General features: G+C 61.8%; 15 protein-coding genes and 1 rRNA gene. 5 read left to right on the top strand and 11 right to left on the bottom strand.

What is annotated here, in order from left to right:
• Window positions 1-83 precede the first annotated feature (83 nt).
• The 9 genes from QMY55_RS06625 to QMY55_RS06585 form a co-directional block, all read right to left on the bottom strand.
• Window positions 84-809, bottom strand: coding sequence for an ABC transporter ATP-binding protein (locus tag QMY55_RS06625; protein WP_283487880.1), 726 nt, complete (start codon window positions 807-809; stop codon window positions 84-86).
• Entirely contained in the window at window positions 806-1,582 is a 777-nt protein-coding gene (locus QMY55_RS06620) for an ABC transporter ATP-binding protein (protein ID WP_283487879.1), read from the bottom strand. The genes QMY55_RS06625 and QMY55_RS06620 overlap by 4 nt, the downstream gene beginning before the upstream one ends.
• Window positions 1,583-1,765: 183 nt before the next feature.
• The gene (locus QMY55_RS06615; protein ID WP_283487878.1) at window positions 1,766-2,953 is read right to left on the bottom strand and encodes a substrate-binding domain-containing protein; all 1,188 of its coding nucleotides are present in this window, start codon (window positions 2,951-2,953) and stop codon (window positions 1,766-1,768) included.
• Between the two features lie 257 nt (window positions 2,954-3,210).
• Window positions 3,211-4,092, bottom strand: a complete 882-nt coding sequence (locus QMY55_RS06610; RefSeq protein WP_283487877.1) for an amidohydrolase family protein — start codon at window positions 4,090-4,092, stop codon at window positions 3,211-3,213.
• A 50-nt stretch (window positions 4,093-4,142) separates the two neighbouring features.
• On the bottom strand, window positions 4,143-6,131 hold the full coding sequence (locus tag QMY55_RS06605; protein WP_283487876.1) for an acetoacetate--CoA ligase: 1,989 nt from the start codon (window positions 6,129-6,131) through the stop codon (window positions 4,143-4,145).
• 94 nt (window positions 6,132-6,225) lie between these two features.
• Window positions 6,226-7,767 (bottom strand): sigma-54 interaction domain-containing protein, encoded by a 1,542-nt coding sequence (locus QMY55_RS06600; RefSeq protein WP_283487875.1) that lies wholly within the window; start codon window positions 7,765-7,767, stop codon window positions 6,226-6,228.
• A 229-nt stretch (window positions 7,768-7,996) separates the two neighbouring features.
• Window positions 7,997-9,514 carry a tripartite tricarboxylate transporter permease gene (locus tag QMY55_RS06595; protein ID WP_283487874.1) on the bottom strand — a complete coding sequence of 506 codons (1,518 nt, stop codon included), beginning with the start codon at window positions 9,512-9,514 and terminating at the stop codon, window positions 7,997-7,999.
• Window positions 9,514-10,107, bottom strand: a complete 594-nt coding sequence (locus QMY55_RS06590) for a tripartite tricarboxylate transporter TctB family protein (RefSeq protein ID WP_283487873.1) — start codon at window positions 10,105-10,107, stop codon at window positions 9,514-9,516. The genes QMY55_RS06595 and QMY55_RS06590 overlap by 1 nt, the downstream gene beginning before the upstream one ends.
• Window positions 10,108-10,319: 212 nt before the next feature.
• Window positions 10,320-11,285 (bottom strand): Bug family tripartite tricarboxylate transporter substrate binding protein, encoded by a 966-nt coding sequence (locus QMY55_RS06585; RefSeq protein WP_283487872.1) that lies wholly within the window; start codon window positions 11,283-11,285, stop codon window positions 10,320-10,322.
• A gap of 135 nt (window positions 11,286-11,420) precedes the next feature.
• On the opposite strand from QMY55_RS06585, the gene QMY55_RS06580 reads away from it, so the two are divergent.
• The 5 genes from QMY55_RS06580 (at window position 11,421) to QMY55_RS06560 (ending at window position 15,677) form a co-directional block, all read left to right on the top strand.
• Window positions 11,421-12,122: a response regulator gene (locus tag QMY55_RS06580; RefSeq protein WP_283487871.1), complete on the top strand. Its 702-nt coding sequence runs from the start codon at window positions 11,421-11,423 to the stop codon at window positions 12,120-12,122.
• Window positions 12,119-13,594, top strand: coding sequence for a sensor histidine kinase (locus QMY55_RS06575; RefSeq protein WP_283487870.1), 1,476 nt, complete (start codon window positions 12,119-12,121; stop codon window positions 13,592-13,594). The genes QMY55_RS06580 and QMY55_RS06575 overlap by 4 nt, the downstream gene beginning before the upstream one ends.
• A gap of 42 nt (window positions 13,595-13,636) precedes the next feature.
• Window positions 13,637-14,083 carry an RNA-binding S4 domain-containing protein gene (locus QMY55_RS06570; protein WP_283487869.1) on the top strand — a complete coding sequence of 149 codons (447 nt, stop codon included), beginning with the start codon at window positions 13,637-13,639 and terminating at the stop codon, window positions 14,081-14,083.
• Between the two features lie 12 nt (window positions 14,084-14,095).
• Window positions 14,096-14,479: a hypothetical protein gene (locus tag QMY55_RS06565; RefSeq protein WP_283487868.1), complete on the top strand. Its 384-nt coding sequence runs from the start codon at window positions 14,096-14,098 to the stop codon at window positions 14,477-14,479.
• Between the two features lie 304 nt (window positions 14,480-14,783).
• Complete coding sequence (locus QMY55_RS06560; RefSeq protein WP_283487867.1) at window positions 14,784-15,677, top strand: DNA/RNA non-specific endonuclease; 894 nt, start codon at window positions 14,784-14,786, stop codon at window positions 15,675-15,677.
• Window positions 15,678-15,743: 66 nt separating this feature from the next.
• Here the strand turns inward: QMY55_RS06560 and QMY55_RS06555 are convergent, their stop codons facing one another.
• Window positions 15,744-16,490, bottom strand: coding sequence for a 16S rRNA pseudouridine(516) synthase (locus tag QMY55_RS06555; protein WP_283487866.1), 747 nt, complete (start codon window positions 16,488-16,490; stop codon window positions 15,744-15,746).
• A gap of 106 nt (window positions 16,491-16,596) precedes the next feature.
• A 5S ribosomal RNA gene (gene rrf, locus QMY55_RS06550) occupies window positions 16,597-16,709 on the bottom strand.
• Between the last annotated feature and the right edge of the window lie 57 nt (window positions 16,710-16,766).

The following is a 16,766-nucleotide window of genomic DNA, read 5'->3' as shown; positions in this document are numbered from 1 at the left end:
CTCGGCGCCAACTTTCATATCCATAGCTGCCAGCGCTTGATCAGCAAGCGCTTGAGCTGCTTTTTGCTTTGATTTTTGTGACCTCATAGCGCCAGCCCCAGCAGCGACTGCTGCAGTTCCTCGTCGGCCGCAAGATCGGCCATGCGGCCCGCATGCACGACACGGCCGTTGTCCATCACGGCCACACCGTCGCCCAGTCGCTTGGCAAAGGCGATGTTCTGCTCCACCAGCAGAATGCTCACGCCGCTGGCCTTGAGCTGGGCGAAGGCGTCGATCATGTTGTTGATGATGGCCGGAGCCAGGCCCTTGCTGGGCTCGTCCACGATGAGCAGGTCGCGCGGCTCGACGATGGCGCGCGCCACGGCCACCATCTGCTTTTGACCGCCGCTGAGCTTGCCGGCCGGGTGGTCCCAGAACTTCTGCACGGCCGGGAACAGCTCGCAGATCCAGTCCAGGCGCTGGCGGTCCATGCGTGCGGCGTTCGAGGCCGAGCGTGCGGCCAGCAACAGGTTTTCCTTGACCGTGAGGTCGGCGAAGATGCCCATGTTCTCGGGCACATAGGCGATGTTGAGCCGGGCTATCGCCGGCGTGGACAGGCGCGTGATGTCCTGCTGGCCGAAACGGATGCTGCCCTGGCTGGCCTGCCACAGGCCCATGATGGTGCGCAGCGTGGTGGTCTTGCCCGCGCCATTGCGGCCCAGCAGCATGGTGACCTCGCCGCGCGGCACGGCGAGGTGAACGCCGTGGAGGATGTGATAGGCACCGATATGCGTGTGCACGCCCTGGAGTTCAAGCAAAGCGTTGCTCATGCGGCCTCCTTGGCGGCGCCTGCGACATTGCCCAGATAGGCTTGCTGCACGACGGGCGAAGCGATCACCTCGGCCGGCAGCCCATCGGCCACCAGCGTGCCGTTGGTCAGCACGATGATGCGGTCGGCCAGCTCGCGCACCACGTCCATCTTGTGCTCCACCAGCAAAATGGTCTTGCTGCGGTCCTTCTTGAGCTCGCGGATCAGATCGAGGATCACCGGCGCCTCGTCATGGCTCATGCCCGCCGTGGGCTCGTCGAACATATAGACCTGCGGCTCCAGCGCCATGAGCAGCGCCACCTCCAGCTTGCGCTGGTCGCCATGCGGCAGGGCCGAGACCGGTTCGTCGCGCCGCGCCCACAGCGCCACCTGCTCCAGGATCTGCTGCGCACGCGCCAGCAGCATGCCGTGGTCGCTCCAGATGCTCCAGAGGTTCATGCCGCGCCGGTGCGCGCCCTGGCGCGTGGCCTGCACGGCCAGGCGCACGTTCTCCAGCACCGACAGGGCCGGGAACAGATTCGTGAGCTGGAAGGCCCGCCCCAGGCCTGCGCGCGTGCGCGCCGAGGGTGCCAGACCCGTAAGGTCGCGCCCCTGCAGCGACACCCGGCCCTCCGTGGCCCGCAACTGCCCCGAGATCAGATTGAAGTAGGTGGTCTTGCCCGCGCCGTTGGGGCCGACGATGGCCGTCAGCGTGCCCGGCTCGAAGGAGCAGGTCACGCCGTTGACCGCCACATGGCCGCCAAAGCGAATGGTGAGCTTGTCAGTGGTCAGCATGAGAAATAGGCAAATCAGCCCCTAGCGCCCTACACACAAGCGCATGCAGCTATCAAAAAGTGAACAGTCTCAAAAATGGGCGTGACCCATGCGAGAAACACCGAGCAAGGGCCGCCCCGCAGCGAAGGTGTTGTCCCCCTCCCGAAGAGAGAGGGGGAAGGCGCAAAGCGCCTCAGGGGGTGGTTACCGTCCGTTCCGGACGGGAACATCCATCTCTTCAGGCTTGATCTCGCGCACCAGCTCGGGCACGCCCCAGGCAAAGGCCGGGTCGTTCTTGATCCTGAAGTGGTACATGCTCTGCATGGCCTGGTGGTCCTGCTTGCGGAAGGTCATCGGTCCCTTGGGCGTATCGAAGCTCATGCCTTCCATGGCCTTGATCAGCGCATTGGCCTTGGTGTCGCCATTGGTCTTCTTGAGCGCCGTGACGATGGCCATGGCCGCCGAGAAACCGCCCGCCGTGAAGAAGTCCGGCGGTGCCTTGAACTGCTTGTAGTTCATGGACACCAGCGCTTCGTTGACCGGATTCTTGGGAATGCCGTAGTAGTAATAGGTCGCGCCTTCCATGCCCGGCAGGTTCTTGTAGGCCGCCATGGCGGGCAGGATGTTGCCGCCCGTGGCGATCTCGATGCCGTAGCGCTTGAGGTCCATGTCGGCGATCTTGAACGGATTGCCGGCACCGGCCCAGACGATCCAGATGATCTTCTTGCCCGGCTGGTCCTTGAGCTTGTCGATCAGGCGCTGGGCGCCGGCCGTGAAGTCGGTCGTGGCTGCGGGCAGGTACTCCTCATGCACCAGCTTGCCCTTCTTGACGGCCTCCTTGAAGGCCTTGACGCCGTCGCGCCCGAAGGCGTTGTCCTGGGCCAGCGTGGCAATGGTCACGCCGGGCTTGTCTATGGCCACGGCATTGCTGATTGCATCCTGGCTGGAATTGCGGCCCGTGCGGAAGATGTACTTGTTCCACTTGTCGCCCGTGATCGAGTCGGCCACGGCGGGCTCCACGATCAGGATCTTCTTGTACTCCTCGGCCACGGGCAGCATGGCCAGCGCCACGCCCGAGGCGCTGGGGCCCACGGCCAGATCGGCCTTGTCGTCCGAATACGCGGTGGCCAGCTGGCTCTTGCCGAGGTCGGGCTTGCCCTGATCGTCCTTCTCTATCACCACCAGCTTCTTGCCTGCCACCGTCATGCTGCCACCCGTCGCGTATTCCAGGCCCATCATCAGTCCCGCCTGGGTCTGCTTGCCATAGGCTTCCAGAGGGCCGGTCTTGCTGTAGACATGGGCAATGCGGATTTCGGATTGCGCCAGGGCGCCGGGAACATGAACCACCATGGCCGCCAGAACGGCCGCCTGCAGCAGGCTGCGCTTGTGCATGTGTTGTCTCCTTGAGGATGGATGCGGTGTGTCCGCTTGTCTTTCTATGGTGTGCAGATAGCAGTCTTCGTGCCAGTCTGGTTTTCCTCTGAGGAGCCGCCATACGCAGATCGGGATTGACTGAAAATCAGACAACATATGTCTTTAATTCATACACTGACTGATTTCAATACACATCAACAGCCAACCTGCTGCCCGCCTCAGGCCTTGCTCAATTCGCCATGAAAAAAGGATCACCGAGGTGATCCTTGTGTTCTTCACGCTGCATCGCGCTTTTTGTCGAGCTCCAGCAGCCGCACGGCGTTGCCCTTGAGAATGCCGGGCATGACCTCGGGCTTGAAGCCCGCGACCTCGAAATCCTTCATCCAGCGGTCGGGCGTGATCAGCGGGAAGTCGCTGCCGAACAGCACGCGGTCCTTGAGCAAGCTGTTGGCGTACTGCACCAGCTGTTTGGGGAAATACTTGGGGCTCCAGCCCGAGAGGTCTATCCAGACATTGGGCTTGTGCAGCGCCACCGAGATCGCCTCGTCCTGCCAGGGAAAGCTGGGGTGGGCCATGACGATCTGCATGTCGCCGAAGTCCACGGCCACATCGTCGAGCAGCATGGGGTTGCTGTAGGCCAGGCGCAGGCCGCCGCCGCACTTCATGCCACTGCCAATGCCGCTGTGGCCGGTATGGAAGATGGCGGGCAGCTTGTAATGGTTGATGACTTCGTAGATGGGCCAGGCCATGCGGTCGTAGGGATGGAAGCCCTGGACCGTGGGGTGAAACTTGAAGCCCTTGACCCCACATTCGGTGATCAGGCGCTCGGCCTCACGCGCACCCATCTTGCCCTTGTGGGGGTCGATGCTGGCGAAGGCAATCATCATGTCGCTGTTCTCGCGCGCGGCATCGGCAATCTCCTCGTTGGGAATGCGGCGGCGGCCCAGCTGCGCCTCGCTGTCCACGGTGAACATCACCAGACCGATCTTGCGCTCGCGGTAATAGGCGATGGTCTCGGCAATCGTGGGGCGCAGCGAGCTGCCGAAGTATTTGTCGGCCGCGCGGTCGTACTCCTCGCCATAGCTGTCAAAGGGATTGCGGCAGCTGACTTCGGCATGGGTGTGGAAGTCGATGGCGATCAGGTCTTGATGGTTCATGGGTAGCCCTGCTTTTGTGAGATATGAGTCAGATCAGCCTCAAGCGCTTGTCACGCCTGCGGCACCTGCTCTCGAAATTGAATGAAGAAATCAATGCTCGACGGATTGGCCATGGCATCGGGGCTGGCCACCTTGGCGGCATCCGCCCCCAACAGCAGCTTGCGCACCGGCACCTCCATCTTCTTGCCGGTGAGGGTACGCGGAATCTCGGTCACCTGGACCACCACATTGGGCACATGGCGTGCCGAAGCCTTGGTCTTGATGGCGTTCTTGATCTGGGCAGTCAGCTCGTCCGTCAATGCCTGGCCTTCGGCCAGAGTCACGAACAGCGGCATGAAGGAGGGCCGGCCCAGGTATTCGAGGTCGACCACCAGGCTGTCCTTGACGGCGTCGAGCTCCTCGACGACACGGTAGATCTCCGCCGTGCCCATGCGTATGCCGAAGCGGTTGATGGTGCTGTCCGAGCGCCCGTAGATCACGGCCGTGCCGCGCTCGCTGAACTCGATCCAGTCGCCATGGCGCCAGCAGCCGGCAAACACATCGAAATAGCTGTCGTGGTAGCGCGCCCCGCTCTCGTCGTTCCAGAAGAACACGGGCATGGAGGGCATGGGCTCGGTAATCACCAGCTCGCCGACTTCGGCAATCACCTTCTGGCCTTGTTCGTTAAAGGCATAGGCGGCCACGCCCAGTTCGCGGCACTGGATCTCGCCCGCATTGACCGGCAGTATGGGCGCGCAGGCCACAAAGCCCGAGGCGATATCCGTGCCGCCGCTGATCGAGGCCAGCCAGAGATCATTTTTGACGTTCTCGTAGACCCAGGCATAGGCATCGAGAGGCAGCGGCGAGCCCGTGGAGTTGATGGCACGCAGCTTTTCGAACTGGCGCCCCTTCTTCGGCGAGACGCCATCCTTCATGCTCCTGGTGAGGAAGGCCGCACCGCAACCAAAGATGCTGACCTGGTATTGGTCGATGAAGTCCCAGAGCGCATCGTCATTGGGCGTCGTCGGATTGCCATCGGACAGCACCACGGTCGCGCCGGCCAGCAGGCTGCCTATCATCAGGTTCCAGACAATCCAGCCCGTGCTGCCCAGGAACATGAAGCGGTCGCCGGGCAACACATCGTGCTGCAGGCGATTGGTCTTGAGATGGGTGAGCACGATGCCGCCATGACTGTGCACCATGGCCTTGGGCAGGCCGGTGGTGCCCGATGAGTACACCACCCACAGCGGATGGGAGAACGGCACGCGCTCGAACTGCAGCGGCGCTGCATGACGCGTTGCCTCGTCCCAGCGCATGCAGTCACGCCAGGGCACGGCGGCATGTTCTGCATCGCTGCCGAACAAGGGCCCCGGCACATGAATCACCCGGGCGATATCAGGCAGACCCTGGAGCACCTCGTCCAGCACCTCACGGCGGTCAAACTGCCTGCTGGCATAGGTATAGCTGTCGGTCGCGAAAATCAGCTTGGGAGCAATCTGCTGGAAACGGTCCAGCACCACGGAGACCCCCATCTCCGGCGCACAGCTGGACCAGATGGCGCCGATGCTGACGCAGGCCAGAAACGCCACCACGGTCTGCGGCACATTGGGCAGATAGGCCACCACGCGATCGCCGGGCCCTATGTCCAGCTTGCGCAGCGTGGCCGCCAGTGCTCCCACGTCACGCTGCAGCTGTTGCCAGGAAACCTCTACAGGTGCATTCCCTTCGCAACGCGCAATGATGGCGGGGCGTGCATCGCTGGCGTTGCGAAAGATATGTTCGGCGTAGTTGAGAGAAGTGTCCGGAAACCATTGCGCACCGGGCATTTGGTGCGTGCTCAGCACCCGGCCAGGATCGCCGTCGGCCTGGATCTCGAAGTAGTCCCAGACGGAGCGCCAGAAGCCTTCGATATCCGTCGCCGACCACTGCCACAGCGCCTCGTAGTCGGGGAAGTCACGGCCCCGGCTTTCGCGCAGCCAGCTCATGTAATGCCACAGACCGCTTTGCTCCTGCTGTTGCTGCGTAGGCCTCCACAACTCCTGCCCTTGTTCCACTGCCATGCTGTCTCCGGACTCAAATTAGATATTTTTTATAACTATAAAAACAAATCAAGTCCGGCAGATCAAGGGAAATCCCTGGATTTTGCTGCCCTGCTCAAAGATTCAGCTGTGCCAGCCTGTCATAAAGCTTGGCCCTGGAGATGCCCAGCGCCCGGGCCACGGCCAGCTTGTTGCCATCATGCGCCTTCAGCGCAGCACGAATGGCACGCGTCTCCAGCTCGGCGATCTGCTCGGACAACGGCCTGAGCAGATCAGCCTCGCCTGCCGTGATCGTCCCGGCCGCCTCAGAGGTCCTGGAGAGCGCGCCCATGATCTGGGGCAAGCGCAGAGGCTCCACGCCCGAGGATCGCAGCACCTCGGCCAGCAGGTCGGCCGTGATGCGCGTCTCGTCGCTGCGCATGGCGGCCTGCTCCAGCACATTGCGCAGTTCACGGATATTGCCGCGCCAGGCCTGGGCGGCCAGCAGTTCCAGCGCGTCGACTCCCAGCTCCGGTGGCGGCATATCGTTGCGCAGGGCCAGGTCCTCGCCCAGCACTTCCACCAGGGCGGCGATATCGCTGCGGCGTTCGCGCAGCGGCGGCACGCGTATCGGCAGCACATGCAGGCGATAAAACAGGTCCTCGCGGAACTGGCCGTCGCGCACCATCTGCGGCAGATCACGCGAGGTGGCAGCTACCACGCGCGCATTGAAGTGCACGATCTGATTGGAGCCCAGCGGCTCGATCTCGCCTTCCTGCAGCGCCCGCAGCAGCTTGGCCTGCAGGCTGGCGGGCATGTCGCCGATTTCGTCGAGAAACAGAGTGCCGCCGTCGGCCAGCTTGAACTTGCCGTCGCGCGGCTTGCGCTCGGCCCCGGTGAATGCACCGGGCGCCACGCCGAAGAACTCGGCCTCCAGCAGGCTCTCGGGGATGGCCGCGATATTGACGGACACAAACGGGCCGCTGGCGCGCGCCGAGGCTGCATGAATCGCATGGGCCAGCAGCTCCTTGCCCGTACCGGTCTCGCCCAGTAGCAAGACCGGGCTCATGGATTGGGCTGCGCGCCGGGCCTGGCGCTTGACTTCAACGGCGGCCGGGCTGCTGCCCACAAAGCTAGCGAAACTGTATTTGGCCCGCCTCTCCCCATGGGCTGCCGCACGCAGGCTGCGATTGCGCTGGGCCGCCAGCTCGCGCCTGGCTTCATCGAGGTCGCGCTGCAGCAGCGCAAACTTGCTGATCAGCGGCTGCAGCGTGGTTTCGGGTTGATCGAACAACACAATGCCTATGGCGCCGATCACCGCGCCCTCTTCATCACGCAGCGGCAGGCGGCTAACCACAAAAGTGCCCGCGCTATTGGTCAGCAGGTCAATGAGTACAGGCTGGCCGGTTTCCAGCACCCGGCGCATCTGGGTATTGGGGATGACTTCTTCGACCATATGGCCCAGAAAATCATCGACCGACATCACGCCCAGCCGGGGCAAAAAGCGCTCGTAGCCCTCATTCACCCAGACGATGCGCCCCGTGCGATCGGCCAGGAACATGCCCTGGCTCATGGACGAAAACAGCTGAAACATGGAGCGCGCTGCCAGCGCATAAATACCGTCGGCATCCGCAGGCAGTCCTTTGCCGGGCACGGTGGTGATTGGTTCGACGCGCATTTCCATCATGGAGCGATGGTAGTTGCTGCACTGCCACACGACATCAGGGCAGACCTGCAGCCTCGACCAAGCAAGCTCTCCATCTGATAGCAGCCTGCGCTTGATGGGCAATGGCTACAAGCCGGAAACTCATAAAAAAATCCCCTGCCTGGCAACCCAGGCAGGGGAGAGAAATGCAACGGGCACCATGCGTCGCACCCGCAGCAGACTAGGCAATCAGAACCCGGACTCAGCTTGTTGCCAAAACCTCTGTCGATTTGGAGGCCGACATGCGCTTGAGCACACGGGGCACGATCAGCACCGCCAGCACGATGATGATCAGCGTCAGCGACATGGGGCGCTGCAAGAAGATCCACCAGCTGCCTTCGCCGATAGACACGGCATTGCGCATCTGGGCTTCGGCCAGAGGGCCGAGGATCATGCCCACCACCACGGGAGCCGTGGGGAAGTCGAAGCGACGCATGATCACGCCCAGCACGCCGATGCCATAGAGCAGGAACAAATCGAAGGCGCTCTGGCGCATGCCATAGGCACCGACGGTCGCGAAGATCAGAATGCCCGCATAGAGCTGGGGACGGGGAATCTTCAGCAGCTTGACCCACAGGCCCACCATGGGCAGGTTCAGCACCAGCAGCATCACGTTGCCGATGTACAGCGAGGCGATCAGCGCCCAGACCAGGGCTGCCGAGCTGGTGAACAGTTGGGGGCCGGGGTTGATGCCGTAGTTCTGGAAGGCGCCCAACAGCACGGCCGTGGTGTTGCTGGTGGGAATGCCCAGCGTCAGCAGAGGAATCAGCGCTGCCGTCACCGTGGCGTTATTGGCGGCTTCGGGGCCGGCCACGCCTTCGATAGCGCCCTTGCCGCCGAACTCGGCCCTGTCCTCGCCCTTGGCCAGCTTCTTCTCGGTCGCATAGCTCAGGAAGGTCGGGATCTCGGTGCCGCCGGCAGGAATGCAGCCGAACGGTGTGCCCAGCAGCGTACCGCGCATCCAGGCGGGCCAGGAACGCTTCCAGTCACGCTTGGTCATGTGCACACGGGTCAGCTTGTTCTGGGACTCTTCGACCTTGCCCTCATACATGGCGGCATACAGCACTTCGGCCACGGCAAACAGACCCACGGCCACCAGCACGATGTCGATGCCGTCCAGCAGTTCCATCTTACCGCCGGTATAGCGCGCAGCACCGGAGATCTGATCCATGCCAATGCAGCCGGCCGCCAGGCCGACAAACAGCGCCGTCATGCCGCGCAGCGAGCTTTGACCCAGCACCGCACTCACGGTGGTGAAGGCCAGCACCATGAGCATGAAGTACTCGGGCGGGCCCAGCTTCACGGCGAAGTCGGCCACATAGGGAGCAAACAGCGTCACCACCACGGTGGCAAAGGTACCGGCCACAAACGAGCCGATGGCAGCCGTGGCCAGCGCCGCACCGGCGCGGCCGCTCTTGGCCATCTTGTTGCCCTCCATGGCCGTGACCATGGACGCCGTTTCGCCGGGCGTGTTCAGCAGAATCGAGGTGGTCGAGCCGCCATACATGGCGCCGTAGTAGATACCGGCAAAGAAGATCATCGAAGCAGTGACATCGACCTTGGCGGTGATGGGCAGCAGCATGGCCACCGCCACGGCCGGGCCGATGCCGGGCAGCACGCCCACGGCCGTACCCAGTGCGCAGCCGACCAGGGCCCAGAGCAGATTGACAGGTGTGATGGCCGTGGCGAAGCCCGCCATCAATGCGTTGAAGATATCCATTACAGCCACCCCGTCTGAGTCAGGCCCGGCAGATTGATCGCCAGGAATTGCGTAAACATCCAGAACACGGGTGCCGAGATCAGCAAGCCGGTGATCACATCCTTGACCCAGGTACCGACAGCCGAAGCCTCAGACTGGTGCGCCGCGCGGCGCAAGCCCTGCACGGCCAGCACATAGCAGACCGTGCAGCTCAGGATGAAACCCAGGGTGCCGATCAACGCCGCATTCACCAGCAGGCCCGCAGAAACCCAGACAAAGGGCAGGATGTCGGCCTTGGGGCTACCACCCGGATCGGCTGCATGGCGAAAGCCGCCGGTCTGCGCTTCCCAGATCAGTAGAGCGCCGCAGATGCCCAGGATTGCTGCGCAAACCCAGGGCAGGAAATTGGGGCCCACACCGCCATAGCCGGAGTCCGAGGGGATTTGCAGAGCACCGAAAGCCAGGCCTGCAGCGACCAGCAGCACACCGGCACCGACAATGGTTTGGGCTCTTTTGGACGGTACGTTCGGGCTTTGTGGCTCGTCAGGGTCTGCATAGGCCGAAACCTGTGCGGCCTCCGCAGCCTGAGCCAGATTCTGGAGTGATTCAGACATGATCAATAGTTGGGTTTCAGAGTTTTTTGAGCGGTTCCGGAGCTTTCAACCCCTTGCGCCAGTGCTGCTTCGCAGATGAGGAGGCTGCATGCATTGATGGCCTGCCCCGAAGGCCAAGCCATCAATGCATGCAAACGGGATTCAGTGAGGCTGCCTGGGTTGGTGGCACTGTCCCTGAAAAGGCCGCAGCGTCATGCTGCGGCCTTGATTCATCAGACCATGCCCGACTTGATCATCGTGGCGCGCAAGCTGGCGAACTCGTCGTCCACAAACTTGGCGAAGGCATCGCCGGCCAGCCATGCAGGCGTCCAGTCGTTCTTCTGCAGGGCCTCGGCCCATGCCTTGCTCTTGGTGGCCTTTTCGATCTGGGCAGCCAGCTCGTCGCGCTGGGCCTTGGAGATGCCCGGCGCACCGTACACACCGCGCCAGTTGCCGATCTCCACATTGATGCCCTGCTCCTTGAGCGTGGGAATGCTCGAAGCTGCACCCTTGAGGCGCTGACCTGATGTCACACCAATGGGCTTCATCTTGCCGGTGGAGATGTACTCGGCGAACTCGCTGAAGCCGCTACCACCCACGGTCACGTTGCCGCCCAGGATGGCGGAGATGGCCTCACCGCCCCCACGGAAAGCCACGTAGTTGATCTTGGCAGGGTCCACGCCCACTTCACGGGCAATCATGGCCGCAGCGATATGTTCGGTAGAGCCGCGCGAGCCACCGCCCCATTTGATGGAACCTGGGTCCTTCTTGAGCTGGGCCACCACTTCGGCCATGCTCTTGTAGGGCGAGTTGGCAGGCAGCACAAAGACGTTGTACTCGCTGGTCAGACGCGCCAGAGGCGTGGCCTGGCTCAGGTTGACCGGAGGCTTGCCGGTGATGATGCCGCCCAGCATCACGGCGCCCATCACCATCATGGAGTTGGGATCACCCTTGCTGCCGTTGACGAACTGAGCCAGACCGATGGCACCGGCTGCACCGCCCTTGTTGTCATAGGTCACGGAAGAAGCCACACCTGCGTCCTGCAAAGCCTTGCCCAGGGCGCGACCCGTGGTGTCCCAGCCGCCACCGGGGTTGGCAGGCAGCATCATCTTGATGGCTGCTGCGGCCTGGGCCGACAGAGGCAAAGCACCGGCCGCCGCCAAGGCTGCCAGAGACTTCAGAAACGTATCACGACGCATGGTGTACTCCTTATGTAGTTGGTAGAGCGAATCATGGACAGCCTGCCTGTCAATCAGCTGTCCAAACGACTAGGGCTATCCCTTAAAGCGATACGGCGTTTTCCCCGGTCGCAGGCAAGATCGCAGCGCAGTGCTATGTTCTGCGCCATGCAATTACTGCTTGTTGAAGATGACTCTGCCATGCGCACCACATTGCAGCGCACGCTGATGCGCCGCGGCCTGCATGTGGAAGTAGCCGCCGATGGGCCCAGCGCCCTGGCCCACTGGCAAACACGCGAACCCGATGCCGTGGTGCTGGACCTGAGCCTGCCCGGCCTCGACGGGCTTCAGGTGCTGGAACGCGCCCGCGCTCAGGGCCTGCGCACACCAGTGCTAATCCTGACGGCCCGCGGCACGGTCGGTGATCGCGTGCTGGGCCTCAACGCGGGAGCCGACGACTATCTGGCCAAACCTTTCGACCTCGACGAGCTGGAGGCCAGGCTCCGGGCCCTGCTGCGGCGCAGCCAGGAGAGCTTCACACCCAAAACGGCCACTGAGGCCGTTCAGATAGGCGCCTTGCGCTATGAAAAAGAAAGCGGCGCCATCTATCTGAATGAACAGATTTTCGAGCTGACACCACGTGAGCTGGCCATGATGCATGCCCTGCTGGCCCGCCCCGGCCATGCCGTGGCCAAGGAACGGCTGTTCAGCCTGGTCTTTCCTGGCGAATCCGACGTTCAATATGAAGCGGTCGAAGTCGTGGCCTATCGGCTGCGCAAGAAACTGGCCGGCACAGGCCTGCAGCTGGTCACGTTGCGCGGCCTGGGCTATCTCATCAAAGCAGAGGCCGCCGCATGATGGAGCCGGCAGCCCAGAGCGGCACGCGCAAACCCGCGTGGTCACTGCGCCGCCTGCTGCTGACGGGCATATTGCTGCCGGTTCTGGCACTGATTGCACTCAATGCCTGGAGCCTGTATGAACAGACGCTGTCGTCCCTGCACACGGCTTATGACCGCACCCTGCTGGCATCGGCCAAGAGCATCAGCGAGCAAATCGGTGTGGTTGGCTACGATGACCAGGCTGAGCTGCATGCCATCGTCCCCTACTCGGCGCTGGAAATTTTCGAGGCCGACAACCAAAGCCGCATGTTCTACCGTGTCTCCACGCTGGACGGCAAGCTGATCTCGGGCTTTGACGAGCTGCCCATGTGGCATGGCCGTATTCCGCAGCGCCCGCCCTATGCAGCTCTGGTGGATTTTTACGATGCCGAGTTCCGCGACCACCCCGTGCGCGTGGCCGTGTTGCTGCAGCCCGTGGCCAGCGCCACGGGTCGCGGCATGGCCGTGATTCAGGTCGCTGAAACCCTGGAGCTGCGTGAATCACTGGCCCTGCAGATTCTGCGTGACACGCTGATCCGGCAGGCTTTGCTGGTGCTGGTGGTGGCCCTGATCGTCATCATCGTGGTGCAGCGCGCCACCCAGCCCATACGCCAGCTCAGCCATGATTTGCAGGGGCGCGCCCAGGGCGATCTGAGTCCGCTGGACGCCTCGGAAGCCCCGCGTGAAATCCAGCCCCTGCTGGATGCCACCAACCACACCATGCAGCGCCTAAGCCGCCTGCTCAACGATCAAAAGCGCTTTGTGCGCGATGCTTCACACCAGCTGCGCACGCCGCTGGCCGTGCTCAAGGTACAGGTTCAATCGGCCAAGCGCGGCGATATTCCGGCAGCTCTTGCCTTTGAAGAAATCGACGACACCGTCGACCGCGCCACCCGCCTTGCCAACCAGATGCTGGCCCTGGCCAAGGTCGAACAGCTGCGCCAGGAAGACACGGCCCAGCCCGAAGAGACCATCAGTGCGCTCGACGAGGTCGTGCGCGATGTGGCACTGGAGCTGTCACCCTTGATTGCTGAGCACGATATGGACTTTGGCATCGAAACCGAGTCCTGCCCCGTGCCTGCCCACGAATGGATGCTGCGCGAACTGACCCGCAATCTGCTGCATAACGCCATACGCCACACCCCGCACCGCGGCCATCTGTTCATCTGTGTGAAGCCCGAGCAGGATCAGGCTCTGCTGAGCATTGAAGACAGCGGCAGCGGCATCGATGAAGAACTGGCCCAGCGCCTGTTTCAGCCCTTTTCGGCAGGCAACGCCCGCAGCGGTTCAGGCCTGGGGCTGGCCATCTGCCAGGAAATCGTTCAGACCCTGGGCGGACAGATCAAGCTGAGCAACCAGTATGACGCGCACGGCAAGATCAGAGGCCTGCAAGCCAGGGTTCTGCTGCCCATGAAGCCGGCAGGCAGCGACCAGCCCCTCTTCGGCACGTAGACTAATGGCTGCTTCCAGCTCGCACAGGGGCAAAATATTGGCATGAGCGATATTGAATCCATGCGTCTGGACAAATGGCTGTGGTGCGCACGTTTTTACAAAACGCGCAGCTTGGCCGTGGAGGAAATCGGCAAAGGCCGCGTCACCATCAACAAGGCCAACGCCAAAGCCTCCAGGGAAATACGTGTGGGCGACATCATCCAGCTGCGCCAGGGCAATGTTCCCAGGGAAGTCGTGGTGCGCGGCCTCAGCGGCATGCGTGGCCCGGCCCCTGTGGCTCAGCAACTGTATGAGGAAACGCCTCAAAGCCTTGCCCTGCGCGCAGAGCTGGCCGAACAGCGCCGCCTGGCTCCGGAGCCTTCCGATACCTTGGCCGCACAGCACACGGGCCGCCCCACCAAGCGCGACAGGCGCGAGATGGATCGCTTGCGCAAGGATTCCGGCAACAGCGGCTGGGGCGATCGCTGGAGCGCCTCCATTGACGACTGAACGCCATCGCTCATGAAGCGCAGGGCGCTGCTCTCGACGCTTGCTGCCGTGGCTGCAACAGCTTCCCTGGGCTGGCTATGGCAACACAAACGCGGGAGCGGCGCCGATCGCCACGACATTGTCCAAACGGTTTTTTCCAGCCCTCTGCCTCCGCTGACACCTTGGCACCTGCAGCTGATACGCAAGCTGCGCGTGACCTGGGTTCCCATCGAATCAGGCGCGCCGGGCATTGACCCGCTGCAGCCCTTGCGTGGTGAGCTTTCCAGCCTGGAAATTGCCCAGCAAATTCTGCAGATTCACAACCCGGCCCTGGCCACCCAGCTGCTGGCCGAAGTCTGCCTCTGGATTCCGGAATTTGTCGCATGCAAACCTGCACATTCATCAATGCAAGATTGAGCTCATAAAATATGAGCATCTAGCGCCTTCCGGCAAAGCATTTGAGGAATTCTTTCTCCTTTAAATGCTTTCAAATATTGCGCAGACAGCTCTCATTTGGATAGCTATTCATCAGTGAAGCACGGCTGATATCACCTCAGCTCGACGATTTGCGCTAGATGCCCCGCGCCAGATCACCTCTCCGGTAAAGCCACAGCGATACAAAAGTACAACAAGGCTGGCAACGACGCATCAAGCGTCGCGCCTGCGCCAGAGATAGCCCGGCTGCCGCCCCCTCCTTTATCTTCCTCCGCCTTTTTTGCGCATGCGTTCCGCTTTTCCTGCACAGTCCTCCCCCTTCTCTCCGCTGTTTGCCCATTGGCGACAACTCGCCGGCATCGCCTTTCTGGCTTTGAGCAGCGCCGCCTGCACAGCCAAGATCCCTTTGCCCGCTGCATCCGGCTCTCAGCCAGTCAATACTCAGGTCAAGAATCCCACGCGCAGCACCCAGGGCTTCAGTCAATGCCCGCAGTTTTTTGCCAATGGCAAGCCACCCGTGCTCAACGATCAGCCCAAGCTGCGTGCTCTTTGCTATGACGCATTTGCCGTGCTGCACAGCGGCCAGAGCAAGACACCTGTCTTTGTCGCCCAGCGACTAAACAAGGCACTGGTCGATGATGCCGACGAGAAGCGCACCAACCGGTTCTACAGCGATGCACGCCTACCCCGTGACGAGCGCGCGGAACTTGATGACTACAAGCGCTCCGGCTACTCGCGCGGCCATATGGCGCCGGCGGGCGATATGCCGACCGCACAAGCCATGGCTCAGAGCTTCTCGCTGGCAAACATGGTGCCCCAGTCCATCAAGCAAAACGGTGGCCCCTGGGCTCGCATCGAAAAAGATACGCGCAGCTATGCCCAACGCGCCTCGGGCGATGTCTATGTCATCACCGGCCCGGTCTTCGCCAGCGATGCCGGCACCGTCGGTGCTAATCAGGTTAGAGTGCCCAGCTTTTTGTACAAGCTGGTCTATGACGCCCAAAGCCAGCGAGCCTGGGCTCATTGGCAGGCCAACGATGATGCAGCCCGCGTCACCCAGCCCATCAGCTATGAGGAGCTGGTACGCCGCACCGGCATTGATTTCCTGCCTGGCTCCATGCCTCAAACTGCTGGCAAGCTGCAGCAGGCGTCTCTGCCAGGCTCAGCACGCACACATTAACCCAGCCCATCCAGCAAAAAAGCCTGCAGGCATCCACCAGCAGGCTTTTTTTCATCAGCGCTTTGATTATTTGCCCGGTTTTAGCAAATCCAGCTCATCGGCCGTCAGCCAACGCCATTGGCCAGGCGCCAGATCTGCTGGCAACTCCAGGCCACCGATGCGTCGGCGATGCAGCCCCTCAACCCGGTTGCTCACCGCCGCAATCATGCGTTTGACCTGGTGGTACTTGCCTTCGGTCAAGGTCAGATCCAGCACATGGCTAGCAACCTGTTCGCAAGCGGCAGCCTTGACGGGCTTGGGATCGTCATCAAGCACCACGCCATCCAGCAACTTCTGGATCTGCTTAGCATCCACCTCATGCTTGCAAGTCACCCGGTACACCTTGGATACATGCTTCTTGGGCGAAGACATGCGGTGAATGAACTGGCCATCATCGCTGAGCAGCAACATGCCCGTCGTATCCTGATCCAGGCGACCCACGGCCTGAACACCCTGCACGGCCCCCTTGTTGGGACGCAAACGCAAAGGAGAAGGCAGCAAGGTATAGATGCTGGGGTAAGCCGACGGTTTTTGCGAGCACTCGGTCCCTGCGGGCTTGTGCAGCAATACATAGCCCAGGGCGTGATATTCCCACTCCACACCTTGAACCCTGAAGCTCATGCCTTCAGGATCAATGTCCAGGGTTGAGTCGAGCACTTTTTCCCAGGACTCGGTTTCCGTATTCCACAGCTCCACCCAGCCCTGCTGCACCAGACCGGAACAGACGCGGCGAATGCCAAAGCCCTGTGAATACAACATGTCCTGCAACTGCATACCTGACTCCTTCCCTGTCCACTACTGCGCAAGCAATATCATGAATACCGATTCATCAAATAAAAAACCCCGTAGTCATATGACTACGGGGTTTTTCTCTGTAAGAGCCTGACGATGACCTACTTTCACACGGGAACCCGCACTATCATCGGCGCAAATTCGTTTCACTGTCCTGTTCGGGATGGGAAGGAGTGGTACCAAATCGCTATGGTCATCAGGCATAAACTTTTTGTCGGATCGATCGCTTGGGCATTAACTTCTTAATCCCTTACTCTC

Source organism: Comamonas resistens (genome assembly GCF_030064165.1).
Lineage (GTDB): Bacteria > Pseudomonadota > Gammaproteobacteria > Burkholderiales > Burkholderiaceae_C > Comamonas > Comamonas resistens.
This window is presented reverse-complemented; position numbering and strand designations above follow the sequence as displayed.

What these genes read in the sequence shown, in the direction of transcription:
- QMY55_RS06625 (WP_283487880.1), bottom strand. Translation starts at nt 809, where the DNA reads ATGAGCAACGCTTTGCTTGAACTCCAGGGCGTGCACACGCATATCGGT.
- QMY55_RS06620 (WP_283487879.1), bottom strand. Translation starts at nt 1,582, where the DNA reads ATGCTGACCACTGACAAGCTCACCATTCGCTTTGGCGGCCATGTGGCG.
- QMY55_RS06615 (WP_283487878.1), bottom strand. Translation starts at nt 2,953, where the DNA reads ATGCACAAGCGCAGCCTGCTGCAGGCGGCCGTTCTGGCGGCCATGGTG.
- QMY55_RS06610 (WP_283487877.1), bottom strand. Translation starts at nt 4,092, where the DNA reads ATGAACCATCAAGACCTGATCGCCATCGACTTCCACACCCATGCCGAA.
- QMY55_RS06605 (WP_283487876.1), bottom strand. Translation starts at nt 6,131, where the DNA reads ATGGCAGTGGAACAAGGGCAGGAGTTGTGGAGGCCTACGCAGCAACAG.
- QMY55_RS06600 (WP_283487875.1), bottom strand. Translation starts at nt 7,767, where the DNA reads ATGCGCGTCGAACCAATCACCACCGTGCCCGGCAAAGGACTGCCTGCG.
- QMY55_RS06595 (WP_283487874.1), bottom strand. Translation starts at nt 9,514, where the DNA reads ATGGATATCTTCAACGCATTGATGGCGGGCTTCGCCACGGCCATCACA.
- QMY55_RS06590 (WP_283487873.1), bottom strand. Translation starts at nt 10,107, where the DNA reads ATGTCTGAATCACTCCAGAATCTGGCTCAGGCTGCGGAGGCCGCACAG.
- QMY55_RS06585 (WP_283487872.1), bottom strand. Translation starts at nt 11,285, where the DNA reads ATGCGTCGTGATACGTTTCTGAAGTCTCTGGCAGCCTTGGCGGCGGCC.
- QMY55_RS06580 (WP_283487871.1), top strand. Translation starts at nt 11,421, where the DNA reads ATGTTCTGCGCCATGCAATTACTGCTTGTTGAAGATGACTCTGCCATG.
- QMY55_RS06575 (WP_283487870.1), top strand. Translation starts at nt 12,119, where the DNA reads ATGATGGAGCCGGCAGCCCAGAGCGGCACGCGCAAACCCGCGTGGTCA.
- QMY55_RS06570 (WP_283487869.1), top strand. Translation starts at nt 13,637, where the DNA reads ATGAGCGATATTGAATCCATGCGTCTGGACAAATGGCTGTGGTGCGCA.
- QMY55_RS06565 (WP_283487868.1), top strand. Translation starts at nt 14,096, where the DNA reads ATGAAGCGCAGGGCGCTGCTCTCGACGCTTGCTGCCGTGGCTGCAACA.
- QMY55_RS06560 (WP_283487867.1), top strand. Translation starts at nt 14,784, where the DNA reads ATGCGTTCCGCTTTTCCTGCACAGTCCTCCCCCTTCTCTCCGCTGTTT.
- QMY55_RS06555 (WP_283487866.1), bottom strand. Translation starts at nt 16,490, where the DNA reads ATGCAGTTGCAGGACATGTTGTATTCACAGGGCTTTGGCATTCGCCGC.